This window comes from Pseudomonas sp. SDO5522_S412 (genome assembly GCF_054071215.1).
This window is the reverse complement of the sequence record NZ_JBSVWQ010000031.1, coordinates 1-15,338: the sequence shown is the minus strand read 5'-3', so window position 1 is coordinate 15,338 and position 15,338 is coordinate 1. Positions and strand designations below refer to the sequence as shown.

Genomic DNA, 15,338 nt, shown 5'->3' with positions numbered 1-15,338 from the left:
AGGTGGGCCTGAAAGGCAGGCGCAAGTCCGCCAATGTAGCGGCTGACGGGGCGCTTGCCTAGTGGCGGCTGCCGGGCGGAGGGTCACTCGTCCTGATGAAGGACCCGGGAATGTGTCACCTGGGCCGGCGGGAAATGGCAGGTAAAGGTACTGCCGTGGCCGAGCACGCTACTGATTTCCAGCCGCGCGCGATGGCGCAGCAGCACATGTTTGACGATGGCCAGGCCGAGCCCGGTGCCGCCGGTGTTGGAGTTGCGGCTGGAGTCGACGCGGTAGAAACGCTCGGTAAGGCGCGGCAAATGCTTGGCGTCGATGCCCATCCCGGAGTCCTGCACGCTGAGGTGTGCGCCCTGGTCGTCGGCCCACCAGCGGATGCGGATGTTGCCTTTGTCCTGGGTGTATTTGACGGCGTTGAACACCAGGTTGGAAAACGCGCTGCGCAACTCGCCCTCGCTGCCCTTGAGCAGTATCGATGGGTCGGCTTCAAGGGTGATCTGCTGTTCACGCTGCCCGGACAATGCCTGGGCGTCGCTCTTGATCGTCTGCAACAGGCTTTGCACCGGCACCGGATGGTTGTCCGAGGGGTAATCGGTGGCTTCCAGCTTGGCCAGCAACAGCAGGTCGTTAAGCAGGGTTTGCATGCGCGAGCCTTGCTGCTGCATCTGTTGCAGGGCACGGGTCCAGCGCGGGTTCACGTCTTCGACGTTATCGAGCAGCGTCTCCAGATAACCGCAGATCACCGTCAGCGGTGTGCGCAGTTCGTGGGAGACGTTGGCGACGAAGTCCTTGCGCATCTGTTCCAGCTGATGGATGCGTGTGACATCACGCACCAGCATCAAGTGTTCGTTATTGCCGTAGCGCGTCAGGTACAGCTGGATACGCACGCGGTCGTTGGTCGGTGACGGGATTTCCAGGGCTTCTTCGTAGTTGTCCTGCTCGAAATACTCCTTGAAACGCGGGTGGCGCACCAGGTTGGTCACCGGCTGGCCGCTGTCCTGAGGCGTCTTGAGGCCCAGCAAGGTCTCTGCGGCGCGGTTCCACCATTCCAGGTTGCCGTCGCTGTCGAGCATGATCACCGCGTCTTTCAGTGCGGCGGTGGACTCCTGCACCCGGTCGATCACCGCTTGCAGGCGCCCGCGTACACGCTGGTCGCGGCGTTGCAAGTGGTAGATGCTGTCGAACACCTCGCCCCACAGGCCGTAGCCGTCGGGTGGTGCTTCGTCGGGTTTGTGCTGGCGCAGCCATTCGTGCAGGCGCAGCAGTTGCTTGAGGGTCCAGCCCAGGTAAAGGCCCAGGCCGACGGCCAGGCTCCAGCCGTAATAGCCGCTGACCAGGCCCACCAGCAGGCAGCCGGTGATCAACAGGAGCATGTGGCGGATCAGGGTGCCATGCCAGTTTTGGTTCACTTAAACACGCGTCCTTTCAGCTGTCTGGGCAGTTCGGGCTGGCTCAGCCTTTGGTGGAAAACCGGTAGCCGGTGCCGCGCACGGTTTGTACCAGATTCTCGTAAGCGTCGCCCAAGGCTTTGCGCAAGCGGCGGATATGCACGTCGACGGTGCGCTCTTCCACATACACATTGCCGCCCCAGACCTGGTCCAGCAGTTGGCCGCGGGTGTAGGCGCGCTCCTGGTGGGTCATGAAGAATTGCAGCAGGCGGTATTCGGTGGGGCCCATCTCGGCGGGTTTGCCGTCGATGGTCACGCGGTGGCTGATCGGGTCAAGGATCAGGCCGTCGACTTCGATAGGCGCTTCACCATCGGTGGGGCCGGCACGGCGCAGAACGGCTTTCAGACGGGCGACCAGTTCCCGTGGGGAAAAGGGCTTGGTGATGTAGTCATCGGCGCCGACTTCCAGGCCCTGGATCTTGTTGTCCTCTTCGCCCTTGGCGGTGAGCATGATGATCGGGATATCCCCGGTCAGCTCGTCACGCTTGAGGCGGCGGGCCAGTTCGATGCCGGAGGTGCCGGGCAGCATCCAGTCCAGCAGGATCAGGTCCGGCTTGCGGTCGACGATAATGGCATGGGCCTGCTGGGAGTTCTCCGCCTCCAGGCAGTCATAGCCGGCCATTTCCAACGCAACGGCGATCATCTCGCGAATGGGCGCTTCGTCGTCAACGATCAGAATGCTCCTGCCAACCATGCTAAATCCTCTTGTCATTTAACTGTCTTGCGCCGCATTAGATAACGGAATTATTGCAGTCGTGTGACAGTAATTTAGTCGCCTGGGCAATCCTTGCCTCTCTGGACTACGCTTTGAGTCCGAATCCTGACAACCACAAAAGGAAGGTTCCCATGACTCACAGTACTTTTTCCTGGAAAGCCCTGCTGGTAACGGCCGCGTTAACGCTGCCGACACTGGCGTTTGCGGCAGACCCGGCGATGACCAAGGACGGGATGCTGGTGGACCACAACGGCATGACCCTCTACACCTTTGCCAAGGACGCTGATGGCAAATCCATGTGCAACGACAAGTGCGCCACCAACTGGCCGCCGTTGATGGCCGAATCCACCGACAAGCCCATGGGCAAGTGGACCGTGATCACCCGTGACGACCAGAAAAGCCAGTGGGCCTACAGCGGCAAGCCGCTCTACACCTTCATCATGGACAAGAAGGCCGGTGACATGACCGGCGAAGGCAAAATGGACGGGGCGTGGAAGGTCGCCAAGCCTTGATGTGAGCCGGATAAGGGTGAGGGGCCTGGCCTCTCACCGAAATCCGTAGTCCGCGACAATCCCGACAAAAATCGCCAACCCGGCCCAGTGGTTGTGCAAAAACGCCTTGAAGCATTTGAGCCGGTCCTTGTCCCGGGTGTACCAGAACTCCCAGGCAAAACACCCGGCCGCCGCCAGCAAGCCCAGGTGGAACCAGCCGCCCAGCTCAAAACGCATCCCCGCCAGCCACAGGCACACCAGTGCCAGGCCCTGCAGGGTCAGGATGATCACCCGGTCGGCATCGCCGAACAGAATCGCGGTGGATTTGACCCCGATTTTCAGGTCATCGTCGCGATCGGTCATCGCGTAGTACGTGTCGTAACCCACCGTCCACAACAGGTTGGCGATGTACAACAGCCATGCCGCGGCGGGCAGGCTGCCCGTCTCGGCGGTGAACGCCATCGGCATGCCCCACGAGAACGCCGCGCCCAATACCACCTGCGGGTAATAGGTGTAGCGCTTCATGAACGGGTAGCTGGCCGCCAGCGCGAGGCCGCCCAGGGACAGCCAGATCGTCATGGAGTTGGTCAGCAACACCAGCAGGAAACTGATGACCATCAGCACCGCGAAGAACACCAGGGCCTCTTTCGAGCTGATCCTGCCGCTGACCAGCGGGCGCTGCTCGGTGCGTTTCACATGGCCGTCGACCTTGCGATCGGCCCAGTCATTGATGACGCAACCGCCGGCCCGGGTGAGTACCACGCCGAGCACGAAGATCAGGATATTGAGCAGCGATGGCGAACCCTTGCCGGCTATCCACAGCGCCCACAGCGTGGGCCATAGCAGCAGGTAAATGCCGATGGGCTTGTCCATGCGGGTCAACTGGATGAAGTCCCAGGCCCTTGGGTTCAGGTGATTCAGGGATTTGAGCAGGCGCTGGTACATCAGAAACGCTCCGGATGGTCGTGCACGGCTTGCCACAGGGTGGGCAGGAAGATCTCGGCCACCAGCACGCTCAGCGGCCCGCGGTCGAAGCGCGAGCGGCGTGCCCACAGGTGATCGGCCTGGTCCGGCGGGGGCAGCCATTCCCGTGGGTAGCGGCGTACCTCGATGGCCTGGCGCGTGAAGGCGTGGTCACAAAACAGCAATTCCCCGAGAGACCGGCTGCCCAACTCATCCATGTGCAAGCCGTCGCCCTGCAAGGCGCTGCGGGCCGCCACGCTGCGGGCAAACACCCACGGCTGGCCATGGCCACGCAAATACACCTCGCGCACCCAGCCGATGCTGGCGGCGGGCAAGTCCAGGGTGGCGCATTCGTCGTCTCGCAGTGGCTGCCAGCCTTCGAACAACGGCGTCACGCTGAAGCCATCGTCGGACAGGCGCGTCAGGCGCCGGGTCAGCGAACCTTCATCGAACAGCCAGTTGAGTGTCAGCGGCGCGGGCAGTGGGCTCAGAAGGCTCTGGGTCAGCCATCGGCAAGCATCGGGAAGGGCGTTTGAATGCGGCACGGAGGGTCATTATTGGCAGTTAATGAGGCGGCGAGCTTACCATGGTGCCCTGGACTTTTGCCGGAGTGCGCCAGGCCCATGCGTCGATCATGCTTGCATCTGCGCCTGCTGATCAGTACAAAACGCCCTGAGCCGCACGGCAAGGTTGCATCTATCGACCGTCGGCCAACGCGCCTGGACCTGAGGAAACAAGTAATGAAGAAGTGGCAATGTGTTGTCTGTGGCCTGATCTACGACGAGAAAGACGGATGGCCGGATGACGGCATCGCGCCGGGCACCCTGTGGCAGGACGTCCCCGAAGACTGGCTGTGCCCGGACTGCGGCGTGGGCAAAATGGATTTCGAAATGATCGAAATCGGCTGATTGCTGATTTAAATCGCAATTCAAGAAACGTACTACAAGGAGAAAGGAATGAACGCACCTGTCGTGATCGTCGGCACGGGTTTGGCCGGTTACAACCTGGCTCGGGAGTTTCGCAAGCTCGATAGCGAAACCCCGCTGTTGCTGATCACCGCAGATGACGGGCGCTCCTACTCCAAGCCCATGCTCTCCACCGGTTTTGGCAAGAACAAGGAAGCCGATGGCCTGAGCATGGCTGAACCGGGCGCCATGGCCGAGCAACTGAAGGCCGAAGTGCGTACCCACACCCGCATCAGCGGCATCGACCCGGGCCACAAGCGCTTGTGGATCGGTGAGGAAGCGGTGGCCTATCGCGACCTGATCCTGGCCTGGGGCGCAGAAACCGTGCGGGTGCCGGTACAGGGCGACGCCGCCGAGCTGATTTTCCCGATCAACGACCTCGAAGACTACGCACGCTTTCGTGCCGCTGCGGCCGGAAAACGCCGGGTGCTGTTGCTGGGGGCCGGGCTGATCGGCTGCGAGTTCGCCAACGACCTGATCCTCGGCGGCTACGAGATCGACCTGGTGGCGCCGTGCGAGCAAGTCATGCCGACCCTGCTGCACCCGGCCGCCGCCGCAGCGGTGCAGGCCGGTCTGGAAGGCCTGGGGGCGCGTTTCCACCTGGGCCCGGTGCTCAATCGCCTGCAGCGCACCGCTGACGGCCTGGAAGCCCACTTGTCTGATGGCGAAGTGATCCAGTGCGACCTGGTGGTATCTGCCATCGGCCTGCGCCCGCGTGTCGACCTGGCCGCCGCCGCCGGGTTGCAGATCAACCGCGGGATCATGGTCGACCGCCACCTCAAGACCTCCCACGCCAACATCTACGCCCTGGGCGACTGCGCCGAGGTCGATGGCCTGAACCTGCTGTACGTAATGCCCCTGATGAGCTGCGCCCGCGCCCTGGCCCAGACCCTGGCGGGTAACGCGACGGCCGTCAGCTACGGTCCGATGCCCGTCACGGTAAAAACCCCGATCTGCCCGCTGGTCGTCTCGCCACCGCCACGGGGCAGCGAAGGTGTGTGGAGCGTCGAAGGGCAGGGCGGCGACATCAAGGCCCTGTGCCGCGACGCCAGCGGCCGACTGCTGGGCTACGCCCTGACCGGCACGGCCGTGATGGAAAAACTGGCCCTCAACAAAGAACTTCCGCCGCTGCTGGCGTAAATGCTGGTCGTTCTGTCGGAATAAGCATCATTTTGACCATAGAAAGGTCGCCGTGAGACTGGCGCAGGCCCCGATGGCATGCCATCCTCACTCCCGTCTGCCGCAGAGTAGAGCCTGCGGCGCCTTGGGCGCTGCTCCGATAGAGAGCAGCACGGACATAACAACAAAAAACCGTCAAAGAGGCTTCACTTATGCGTAAACCAGAACTCGCAGCCGCTATTGCAGAAAAAGCAGACCTGACCAAAGAACAGGCCAACCGCGTACTCAACGCCGTACTCGAAGAAATCACCGGCGCGCTGCATCGCAAGGACAGCGTCACCCTGGTGGGCTTCGGCACCTTCCTGCAGCGCCACCGCGGCGCCCGCACCGGCAAAAACCCGCAAACCGGCGAGCCGGTGAAAATCAAGGCGAGCAACACCGTTGCGTTCAAGCCAGGCAAGTCGCTTAAAGACAGCGTCAATCCGTAAGTCATGTAGAACGCGCTACGCACATGCGAGTGTGAGCGCGGGATGAAAAATGGGCACGCCGACTGGGTCGGGTGCCCATTTTTTGTGGGTGGGCAATCCTTGCTCAATCGTTGAGCTTCAAGCTGTCCACTCGTTCTCAATACACCATTGCTGTACATCCGCAATTAGTTGCGCCGATACCGGTTGCAGATTGGGGAGTTTTTTCTCGTATTTCTTAATACTTTCAACAAAAAATGTAATGAATGCCGCACCTATTAATTTGCGCTGAGCAGCTATGTCTTTTTTCAGTGGAACAAAATCTTCCTCGTCCATGGCGATATCCAGACCGAACATTTTGTCTTTTGCGTAATAACGGCAAAATGTTTTTCGTTCCAGGTTCTTCGGCAGGCATCGCATGCAGACCGCCAGTTCCCAGTCGAGGGTGGGATACTTTTTTTCAAGAATCTCACTCAGGCCATTTAGCTCGTCGGTGATTTCAAAGACCTTTGTCCAACTCGGTGAGTCCGATGTCGTATCGACTCGCATAAAGTATTCCTTATGTCAGTGCCTGCATTTGTTGCCCGGGGGTAGTTTTCCTCGGCGTTTAAAATATTTTCCGATTTTTAATCTTTCCCATACCTGCATATTGCCCTTCGTCGGTGCTGCCATAACCCTTTTGTAGGCAAGATTTTTGGATTTCAGCCACTTTTGGGTATATCGCCGATTCGGATTGACGGTTTCACCGACTTTCCAAACTTCACCTTTTTTCAAATAGACTTGGCCTATTGGCTTTTTATGGCCCCATGCCATCTCGTCATAAAAGCCGTCCTTTTTCGCAATCAGGTAATAAAGCTCGGGGGCCAGTCCCCGGTAAAGGGGACAGATTTATTTAATTTGTCTTATTGCCGTTAATTTAAATAAATCTGTCTCTTTCATATGTTCTCCGAACTGGCCATCGGCTTTATAATGGTCGTGTATCATAATGCTATAGGGGCGTAAGAAATGATTTTGTCGGCAATGAGTTCGGCGGTCCATTCATGCTGAAAAATGTAGTCGACAGCTTCTGGATCTAAAGCACTATTTACCAATAGTTCTATGTCCGCATCTGCCTCTTCTTCAGTTCCTTCGTTTCGCTGAATTTTTAATATAAGTTTTATTAACTCGTCGCGAGACATGGTTAAATCCTCAAAAGTGATAATCCCTGTCCAGCACATCCAGGTGAAACTTCGGCGTTACGATCATTAAGTTATCCATGTCATATACGCCTCCTCCGTGGTAAAGGGGACGGATTTATCTAAGTTCTTATTTCCGTTAATTTAAATAAGTCGTTCCCTTTTATATCTGGCGGCTTCTTCAGCAACAGTCATTGCTGCGCTCCAAGAAACGTGAAAATTAGTTAAGTCACTCATGTCTGCTCTTTCACGGCTTTCTACCATCGACAAAGCGGACCGGTATATTTGATTTTTGGCAGTCACTTGGCCAGGCGATTCATAAATAAAGCCATGCAATTTTTTATCGCAATTATCCGATAAGTTTGTAGTAAGGGCTTCCATTCGTTGCAAGAAACTCTTGCAATTCATCATCTTCAACTGACGCCTCCCCTTGAGATGTCATCCATGTGTTGTCTTCTATCCAGAATGAATCATCATTGGTTTGGATGAGTGGGTAATAGGGACGGATTTATTTAATTTATCTGACGGCCTTTTATCTAAATAAATCTGCCCCCTTTATTGTTCTTTGTTCCACTTTGATTGCTTGTCAGAACGTTATCTGTTTCAGGTGTCTGTGCGAAGGCGTACGTGAGATACCTGACCTCGCTTTTTTGTACGGTCTAGACCAGTACTTCCACTGTGGTTTCACCTTCAAGGGTTTGAACGGCCGTGCGATATATATCAGTCCACGTATCCCCTGCCGGCCTTTTGAGGCGATGTTTTGCGCCAAACACGTAAACGGTGTCACCAAGAGAGATTTTTTCTTTAATGTGCTGTGCTGAAGGTGAAACTGAAAACTGGTGTAAAAACACCATAGGTTGGCCCTGATGGTACAACCAAGCCGGCTCTCCTACCCATGCCGGGCGCTCCTTCAAACACAGGAATTCATTTTCAAGTCGTTCTGCCAGCCATTTCTTTTTATTCTTCGGCGCGCCTTGCTCAACATATTCATCGTAAAGCAGCCGGGCGAAATCCTCCGCTCCGTCAGCCTCCATCGAGGCGGATTTCTTCTCAGCAACAGCCATCGCCGCGCCCCAGAAAACGTGAAAATCAGTCAACTCACTCATGTCTGCTCCTTCAAGGCGTGACTTACCATTGCCCTGTGGTTTTCACAACTCTCACCAAGTCCCAGCCGGTATGGCGAAATTTATCCATTGATTCGTGCCCCCAAGGGGTAGCTTTAGTCAGGTTCCACTCCCCGTGAGCAACGTTTGATCGAGATCGCTGAGGAATGTACTGATGATTCAGCTCCATCGGCACATCGATGACTTTGGTTTTGCCAACACGCCCGAGTCGCCTGTTCCTCGCACTGTCACGATAACGAACTTCAACTCTCATCCTGGGCGCTTTACCTTCCGACATCCGCGCTAGGTTTCTAGAGGAATATTTGCCGGGTGGCGCCTTGGCTGCAGCACTTTTCCAGACGCCTTTCCTTGCGGTGCTCCAACATTTCCAGCCCCAGGGGTCGACCCAGGCCAATGGGTTCGGGGCATATTGATATAGATTGACGCCCCCCGCCAATCCAATAGGATCTGGCGTGGTAAACCGTCCCACGTCCGGGTCATAAAACCTGTAGGTATTGAAATGAAGCCCAGTTTCCCGGTCCAGGTACTGTCCCTGAAACCGAAGATTCTGATCTTCGATGTACGAGGCCTCGCGTACTTCCTCCATGGCAGTGCCCCACACTCGAAAGCTTGCCCGCCAGAGGGGGTGCCCATCGGTTTCGGTTAGCTGCTCCGGCATGCCGTTGAGGTCATTGTGATAGTGACGGACTTTTTGCTGTGGGCCGGAGCCATCTATGCGAGCAAGCGGCATGTAACCTTCGTCTTCATAGACATAGAGGCTGGTCTGACTGTGTTTGTATTCTTGCAGCAGCCGCAATCCATCCCAAATGAAGCGCGTTATGCCCAATGCGTACCCGACGCTGTCGTGTTCAGTCTTCTCGATGCGACGGCCCAGAGGGTCGTAGGCCATTTTGACCACGTTGCCATTTTCATTGCGTACTTCAACTAATCGGCTTTCAGCATCGTAGGCGAAACGCTGCACGCCACGAACAGAGCTGCGTTTTTCGATCATTCGACCAAAAGCATCGTATTTATAGCGTTTGTCTTGGTAGGTGAGCAGCCTGTTATGCCTTACCAAGCCACCCTGTCGTGGGCCGTCGAGCAGGTTGGCTGCCGCGTCATAAGCAAAGGTTTCGGTCTGGCCTACTTGGTGGCTGACGAGAATACGTTCGGTACTGTCGTAACCCAACTGCTCTTGACGATCATGAACACGGTCAACACGCCGACGCCCGATCAGGTTATCGCTGGGATCGTAGCTGTAGTCAGTCTCAACCAACGGCGGCAACTGCCACGGTTGGTCAATACTGCGGCGCTGGCGTGAGCGAACCCTTCCACTGCGGTCATACGCGGTGTTCGTCCTGAGTTGGCCTTGAGTGCGCTGCACTTCGCGATGCAAACGATCACGCTCGAAGTCGCTGATGACCTTCCCATCGAGATTCAACTGATGCAGGTGACCGCTGCCGTAGTAGAGGCGGTTGAGCCATCGACCGTCGGGCAACTGGGTCTGAATCAGGTTCCCCAATTCGTCGTAGTGATGCTGCAAGGAGCCCGCTGTGCTTTGCTCCTGCAGCAGTTGCCCCAGTGCGTCGTAGCTGAAACCCAGTCGCTGCTGCTGACCGTCAAGCGCGGTGAACGTGACGCCGACCAGTTGGTCGTTCAGGTCATGTTCGTAAACGGTGGTGCCGTCGGCGGTGACTTTGCTGACCAGGCGTCCAACCGGATCTCGCTGAAACTGGTGTGACAATGGCGCTACCGGTTCGCCTTCCGTCCCCGGCAGGAAGTCCACGGCGACGACATCATCCAGCGGATCATAGGTGTAGCAGCGCTGACTCTGGTCGAGGTCTTGCTGCCGCACCATGCGGTCGCATGCATCCCACTCAAAGCGATAGCTTTCGCCGTTCTCATTGGTCAGCCTGCGCAATCGGCCATAGGCGTCATGGTCGAACATGACCGTGCGGTTATGCGCATCCCAGCGCTGTTTGACCAGGCCACGCAGGTCATAGGCATAGCGCGTGGTGCTGCCGGCCGGGTCGACATGGGCCGTCAGGTAACCGCTGGCGCTGCGTTGGAACTGTTCCACGCGGCCATCCGGGAGCTGGCATTCCAGCAATAGCCCCTGGGGACCGTACCGGTAGCGAACCGACTCACCTTCCGCATTGGTCTGCACCACCAGATTGCCAAAGGCATCGTATTGATAACGGGTGGGATAACCCGAGCAATCCACCGCTTCGACCAGTTGGCTCCATTCGTTCCAATGCAGCGTTTTGGTTTTTTCCGTGGCGTCGATGATGCGCACTGGTTGACCGAACCCGTCGTAGACGTAGCGCGTGCTATTGCCCAGCGGGTCGATTTCCTCGATGCAGTTGCCTCGCTGGTCATAGCGATAGTGCCAACTGTTGCCCGCAAGGTCGGTCTCTACTTGGGGCAACGCCCAGTGCGCGAGCCACTGCGTGCCGCTGGTTCTGGACAGTGGATCGATCACCGCGCTCAGGTTGCCGGACGAGTCATAATTGAAGCGCCACTGACCGTTTTGCGGGTCAATCGCGCCGAGCAACTGGCGATCTTCGCTCCACTCGAACTGCCACGTATGGCCCAGGTTATCGACGTAGCGAGTGATCTGGTACTGCGGGTTCCACTCTCGTGTGCTGACGCGCATCAAGCCATCGGTCACGCGGGTAAAGCCGGCGTCGAGATCGTAGTCGAAGGTGTATTCATCGCCTGCGTCTGTCCAGTGGCGGCTCACGCGCCACTCTTCACCGTCCGGGCCGGTCACTGCACTCCATTGATAGAAGCAGCGCAGGCCACTCGGCAACTGGTGTTCGACCATTCGCCGGCCATTGTCATAAGCAAAGCGTCGGAGGGTTGTGCCTTGCACATCCAACACTTCAGCCAGGTCGCCGTTGCTGTCATAGCGGTAGCTGACGAGCACATCGCTGCGCGCATCGAAATGTTCCTGGCGCAGATAACGCCGTTCGATGTGGTTCACGCGCCGTGGGTGTTCAGCCGAGTAGCTCAGTTCGACGTGCATCAAGTCATGGGTGTCGCGCAGGCGATACAGCCGCCCCTGAGCGTCGTAGTCGAGAAAGATCCGCCCTTCATTACGATCACCCAGCAGCTGCAGACGCATCCGCGCGCTGTTCAGCGGGTCGGGCTCGAACAGGCGATACAGGCCGTCGATGCTCTCGATCAATACCGCGCCGTCGGCACTGCGCCTGACCGCAAGGCCTTCGCCCGGGTCGAATGCTCCGCCGGACAAGGGGATGTAGCCGATCTCCAGACGGCGTCCTTGCTCATCGATGTAGAGCAGGTTTTCGTCTGCATCTATCTCGATCGAAACTTCATACGCAACGCTCCAGCCCGCGCCAAAGAGGCCGTCCTGGCGTGTGTCGAGGCTGCTGTAGAAACGCTGCCAATCTATCGGGAGCAAGCCCGGCAGCACGAAGTCCAGCTCCTCGTCCCCACCCAGGACCTTGGCCCCGGTCGCGCTGTGAACCGGATTGGGCGAGCCATTCATGGCGCTCTTGAGCGCAGAGGTGACCTTGCTGGTTGCATACGAAATGGCACCGCCCACCACCAAGCCACCGACCAGGCACGGCAGCTTGGTCCAGAAACACTTCAGGTTGCCCCGCAACGCCATCACCACCGCAATCGCCAAACCCACGCCCGGCGTCTTGCCGCTGCGAATCTCTTGCACCACGATGGTCCCGCCACCGATGCGCACATCCGGCGAGATCAGGCCCGGGGCTGTGCCGATCTTGGCGTCGCACGTGCTGCGATCTCCACTGCGCGCCGCAGGCTGGCCATTGATGAATACCGAGCTGGACCCCTCGGCAATGAATTGCAGGGGCATGGGCGGGTGCTTGTTGCACGCCACGGTGTCCAGCGGGCAAGGCTCGGTGCCGGGGGCGGGGGAGGCGACGGTCGGGCGCCACATCTGTGAGAAAAACTCCCCGGCCATGTCCAGGAAGCTGGGGGCTGGCGGTTCGCTGGGTGCGACCGGAACCGCAGTCATCTTGCCTGCGGCGCGGGCAGCTTTTTTGCCATTGATGAAGACGTTGTCCGAACCGCTGGTGATGAAGGCATCAATCACCGGCGGGAACACCCAGTTGGTGGCGGACTCGCACCAACTGGATATTTTCAGGTCAGCCCCTGTGAGCCCTGCGGTGATCCCAACGACTGCCCCCACTACCAAGACCAATGCAACGCCGCCTGTGGCGATGGTCGCACCGGTCGCGAGGAAAACCGCCCCTGCAACGGCCAGGCAGCCCACGGTAGTGAGTGCGGCATAGGCGGCCACTTCCAGCACGCCGCCGAGAATATCGGCCATCACCGAGGTGTGCAGCAGTGCGTCGCCTTCGCGGGCAGCCCAGAGGTCTTCACTCATTGTTCAGACTCTGCTCAGGGGGTGACGGCAAAGTTGAGCGTGTTCTTGAGCGTTGCCCAATGTGCCGCCTCGGCAGGTCCCAGGGGCTGGGTCTTGACGTAGCTCAAGGCGATCAGGTTGCGTGTGCCGGGTATCTGCATTGCCAACTGATATTGGTAAATATTGTCGCTGCCTTTGTTGAAACGGTTCTGCACTTCAAAGGCGTCGATGTCCTGCGCCGGCCCCACCTTGATGGCTTGCGCCGGCGAATAACGAAGGTCCTTGACCTGCTGTTCGAGCTTTTTCAGCTGGCCCTCGAAGTTGTTTTGCAAGGTCTCGCCATCTGCCAACGGGCTGCGACTCACCACCAGGGTGGTGCCCAGCTTGGCGAACTTGAGGATATTGATTGAGGTGTCCTGTACCTCTGCATCGGGCAGGGTGAATTGGGCTTCGTTGATCAGGTAATTCATCGTGGAGAAATCTCGTTATTGACCGGCGCCGGGCTTGCCGGGAAATTTTGATTCGACGGCGGACTTGATCGTGCTTTGCACGCCTTGGGCGCCGGGCACCGTGCCCTTGTCGCTGCCAAGGTTGATATCCAGTTTGCCCTTCGTCTGGATTTTGCTGCTGCCGGTGGAAAACAGGTTGAACGAGCCACAGGTCAGGTTGATGTCTCCGCCAGCCTTGAGCTCAATCACACTGTCGCCGCACACCAGGCGAATACTGTCGCCAGCCTCGACGGTGTAGGTCGTGGCGGCGCTGTCGGACTTGGCCCCGCCCACAATCACGGTGTCGTTGTTGCGCACGACCCGCAGGCGGTTTGAGCCAATCGTCACCGTCTCGTTATGCCCAATACTCTTGTTCCGGTCATGCCCCACCGAATGACTTTCATCCACCTCCACCACGATGTCCTGATTACGCTCGGCATGGATGTACAACTGCTCCAACCCCTTCTTGTCCTCCATGCGGATTTCATTGAAGTTGGCCGGCGTGCCGCCTTTGCTGGAGCGGCTTTTCATCCCGCTTTGGGTGGCGTTTTCCGGCAGATCGTAAGGCACGGTCTGCTCGGCGTTGTACACGCGGCCGGTGATGATCGGCCGGTCGGGATCGCCTTCCAGGAAGCTCACAATCACTTCCTGGCCGATCCGTGGAATCTGCATCGAGCCCCAGTTTTTTCCGGCCCAGGACTGCGATACGCGAATCCAGCATGAGCTGTTTTCGTTGGACTGGTCGTGGCGGTCCCAATAGAAATGCACCTTGACCCGGCCATATTGGTCGGTCCAGATTTCTTCGCCCTTGGGGCCCACTACCTGCGCGGTCTGCGGGCCTTTGACGATGGGCCGGTAGGTGTTGGCCAGCGGGCGGAAACTCTGTTGCGCGTCGATGCAGGTAAGGGTGCTTTCGAACTGCGCCGAAGGCGCGCCACCGCCGCTTTCGAGGCTTTCCTGGGAGATGTAGTAGCGGGCGCCGACGATCAGGTATTCGCGGTTCTGGTCGCGGCGACTGAAGCCGGTGAGGCTGAACAGGTGGCCGGAACCCAGGCCCCGGGCGTTGCCGCTGAACTCCACTTGTTCGTGCAGGGTTTGCAGGGCTTCGATGCGGGTGCGGGCGTAGTGTTCGCCGTCTTCGCTTTTGACGTAGGTGCCGGGGTAGTCGTACAGCGGGTAGTCGCCGGCGGTGTGCGGGCGCGGCATGGCCGAGCGCACGTCGATGCTCGCGCTGGGGCGCTGGAAGTCGTAGTCGTTGAGCTCAAGGGAGCCGGGCTGTACTTCCTGTGCCAGGTGCCAGTTGTGCATATGGTCGCGTTCGCGCTGCTGCTCGTCCTTGGGGTAGTAAGGCACCGAGGCGTAGCCGGGCACGTTGGCGTGGGCACCGTAGGCATCGGCCAGCACCAGCACGTGGCGGTCCTGCTCGTGGCGGAAGAAGTAGTAGATGCCTTCCTGTTCCATCAGGCGGCTGACGAAATCGAAGCTGGTCTCGCGGTACTGCACGCAGTATTCCCACTCGCGGTACGGGCGGCTCAAGGCGTCTTCGAAGTCGGAAAAACCCAGGTCGCGAAACACCTGCTTGATGATCTGCGGGATGCTCAGGTTCTGGAAAATCCGGCAGTCGGAGGTGCGGCTCAGCAGCCACAACCACGGGCGCAAAGTCACCTGATAGCTGGCGAACTGGCCCTGGTCGATGTTCTGGCTGCAGCGGGCGACGATGCCGTGGAAGTGCCGCTCGCCACCGTCCGCCAGTTGCAGGTTCAGGCTCATGGGCTTGCCCAGCAACTGGTTGAGGTCGATGTTGGCGTCCAGCGAGGTCAGCTGCAGTTCGAAATTGAACAGCCGACCCAGCTCTTCGCCGCCACCCATTTCATTGAGCAGCAGCACATCCGGCCCCAGGGGGCTGGTGATCTTGGCCAGGCGTGAGGCTTGGTTGAATAACATCGGTTAACCCGTAAATAGCGTAATAACTGTAGGAACCGGCTCCAACTGTGGGAGCGGGCGTGCTCGCGAATGCGGTGAATCAGCCACTGGATGCATCAACTGA

At 58.5% G+C, this 15,338-nt stretch carries 17 protein-coding genes; 4 read left to right on the top strand and 13 right to left on the bottom strand.

All coding sequences use genetic code 11. The features are described from left to right. Positions 1 to 83 precede the first annotated feature (83 nt). Complete coding sequence (gene phoR / locus ACW9I6_RS10010) at positions 84 to 1,406, bottom strand: phosphate regulon sensor histidine kinase PhoR (RefSeq protein ID WP_003213382.1); 1,323 nt, start codon at positions 1,404 to 1,406, stop codon at positions 84 to 86. Between the two features lie 43 nt (positions 1,407 to 1,449). Continuing rightward, positions 1,450 to 2,139 carry a phosphate regulon transcriptional regulator PhoB gene (phoB, locus tag ACW9I6_RS10005; RefSeq protein ID WP_003195617.1) on the bottom strand — a complete coding sequence of 230 codons (690 nt, stop codon included), beginning with the start codon at positions 2,137 to 2,139 and terminating at the stop codon, positions 1,450 to 1,452. Positions 2,140 to 2,291: 152 nt separating this feature from the next. Between phoB and ACW9I6_RS10000 the strand changes: the two genes are divergently transcribed. Further along, positions 2,292 to 2,672 carry a COG4315 family predicted lipoprotein gene (locus tag ACW9I6_RS10000; RefSeq protein ID WP_003213380.1) on the top strand — a complete coding sequence of 127 codons (381 nt, stop codon included), beginning with the start codon at positions 2,292 to 2,294 and terminating at the stop codon, positions 2,670 to 2,672. 33 nt (positions 2,673 to 2,705) lie between these two features. Here ACW9I6_RS10000 and ubiA read toward each other — a convergent pair whose 3' ends face one another. Further along, on the bottom strand, positions 2,706 to 3,596 hold the full coding sequence (gene ubiA / locus ACW9I6_RS09995; protein ID WP_003213378.1) for a 4-hydroxybenzoate octaprenyltransferase: 891 nt from the start codon (positions 3,594 to 3,596) through the stop codon (positions 2,706 to 2,708). Further along, complete coding sequence (locus ACW9I6_RS09990; RefSeq protein WP_457339244.1) at positions 3,596 to 4,159, bottom strand: chorismate--pyruvate lyase family protein; 564 nt, start codon at positions 4,157 to 4,159, stop codon at positions 3,596 to 3,598. The genes ubiA and ACW9I6_RS09990 overlap by 1 nt, the downstream gene beginning before the upstream one ends. A gap of 195 nt (positions 4,160 to 4,354) precedes the next feature. On the opposite strand from ACW9I6_RS09990, the gene ACW9I6_RS09985 reads away from it, so the two are divergent. From ACW9I6_RS09985 to ACW9I6_RS09975, 3 genes are all read left to right on the top strand, one after another. Beyond that, positions 4,355 to 4,522: a rubredoxin gene (locus ACW9I6_RS09985; RefSeq protein WP_003213373.1), complete on the top strand. Its 168-nt coding sequence runs from the start codon at positions 4,355 to 4,357 to the stop codon at positions 4,520 to 4,522. Positions 4,523 to 4,570: 48 nt separating this feature from the next. After that, the gene (locus ACW9I6_RS09980) at positions 4,571 to 5,719 is read left to right on the top strand and encodes an NAD(P)/FAD-dependent oxidoreductase (protein WP_177020307.1); all 1,149 of its coding nucleotides are present in this window, start codon (positions 4,571 to 4,573) and stop codon (positions 5,717 to 5,719) included. A 191-nt stretch (positions 5,720 to 5,910) separates the two neighbouring features. Beyond that, positions 5,911 to 6,186, top strand: coding sequence for an HU family DNA-binding protein (locus ACW9I6_RS09975; protein WP_003213368.1), 276 nt, complete (start codon positions 5,911 to 5,913; stop codon positions 6,184 to 6,186). Positions 6,187 to 6,303: 117 nt separating this feature from the next. On the opposite strand, the gene ACW9I6_RS09970 is transcribed toward ACW9I6_RS09975, so the two are convergent. From ACW9I6_RS09970 to ACW9I6_RS09930, 9 genes are all read right to left on the bottom strand, one after another. Further along, the gene (locus ACW9I6_RS09970) at positions 6,304 to 6,711 is read right to left on the bottom strand and encodes a hypothetical protein (protein ID WP_003213360.1); all 408 of its coding nucleotides are present in this window, start codon (positions 6,709 to 6,711) and stop codon (positions 6,304 to 6,306) included. 15 nt (positions 6,712 to 6,726) lie between these two features. Beyond that, positions 6,727 to 6,975, bottom strand: a complete 249-nt coding sequence (locus ACW9I6_RS09965; protein ID WP_457339243.1) for a hypothetical protein — start codon at positions 6,973 to 6,975, stop codon at positions 6,727 to 6,729. A gap of 167 nt (positions 6,976 to 7,142) precedes the next feature. Further along, a complete protein-coding gene (locus ACW9I6_RS09960) occupies positions 7,143 to 7,340 on the bottom strand; it encodes a hypothetical protein (RefSeq protein WP_457339242.1) in 198 nt (65 codons plus the stop codon). Between the two features lie 10 nt (positions 7,341 to 7,350). Next, positions 7,351 to 7,455, bottom strand: coding sequence for a hypothetical protein (locus ACW9I6_RS09955; RefSeq protein ID WP_457339247.1), 105 nt, complete (start codon positions 7,453 to 7,455; stop codon positions 7,351 to 7,353). A gap of 26 nt (positions 7,456 to 7,481) precedes the next feature. Beyond that, positions 7,482 to 7,718 (bottom strand): hypothetical protein, encoded by a 237-nt coding sequence (locus tag ACW9I6_RS09950; protein ID WP_457339241.1) that lies wholly within the window; start codon positions 7,716 to 7,718, stop codon positions 7,482 to 7,484. 278 nt (positions 7,719 to 7,996) lie between these two features. Then, complete coding sequence (locus tag ACW9I6_RS09945; RefSeq protein ID WP_134327540.1) at positions 7,997 to 8,443, bottom strand: hypothetical protein; 447 nt, start codon at positions 8,441 to 8,443, stop codon at positions 7,997 to 7,999. 22 nt (positions 8,444 to 8,465) lie between these two features. Next, positions 8,466 to 12,824, bottom strand: a complete 4,359-nt coding sequence (locus ACW9I6_RS09940) for an RHS repeat-associated core domain-containing protein (RefSeq protein ID WP_457339240.1) — start codon at positions 12,822 to 12,824, stop codon at positions 8,466 to 8,468. Between the two features lie 14 nt (positions 12,825 to 12,838). Next, on the bottom strand, positions 12,839 to 13,273 hold the full coding sequence (locus tag ACW9I6_RS09935) for a DcrB-related protein (RefSeq protein WP_017476738.1): 435 nt from the start codon (positions 13,271 to 13,273) through the stop codon (positions 12,839 to 12,841). A gap of 15 nt (positions 13,274 to 13,288) precedes the next feature. Continuing rightward, the gene (locus tag ACW9I6_RS09930) at positions 13,289 to 15,235 is read right to left on the bottom strand and encodes a type VI secretion system Vgr family protein (RefSeq protein ID WP_457339239.1); all 1,947 of its coding nucleotides are present in this window, start codon (positions 15,233 to 15,235) and stop codon (positions 13,289 to 13,291) included. Positions 15,236 to 15,338 lie beyond the last annotated feature (103 nt).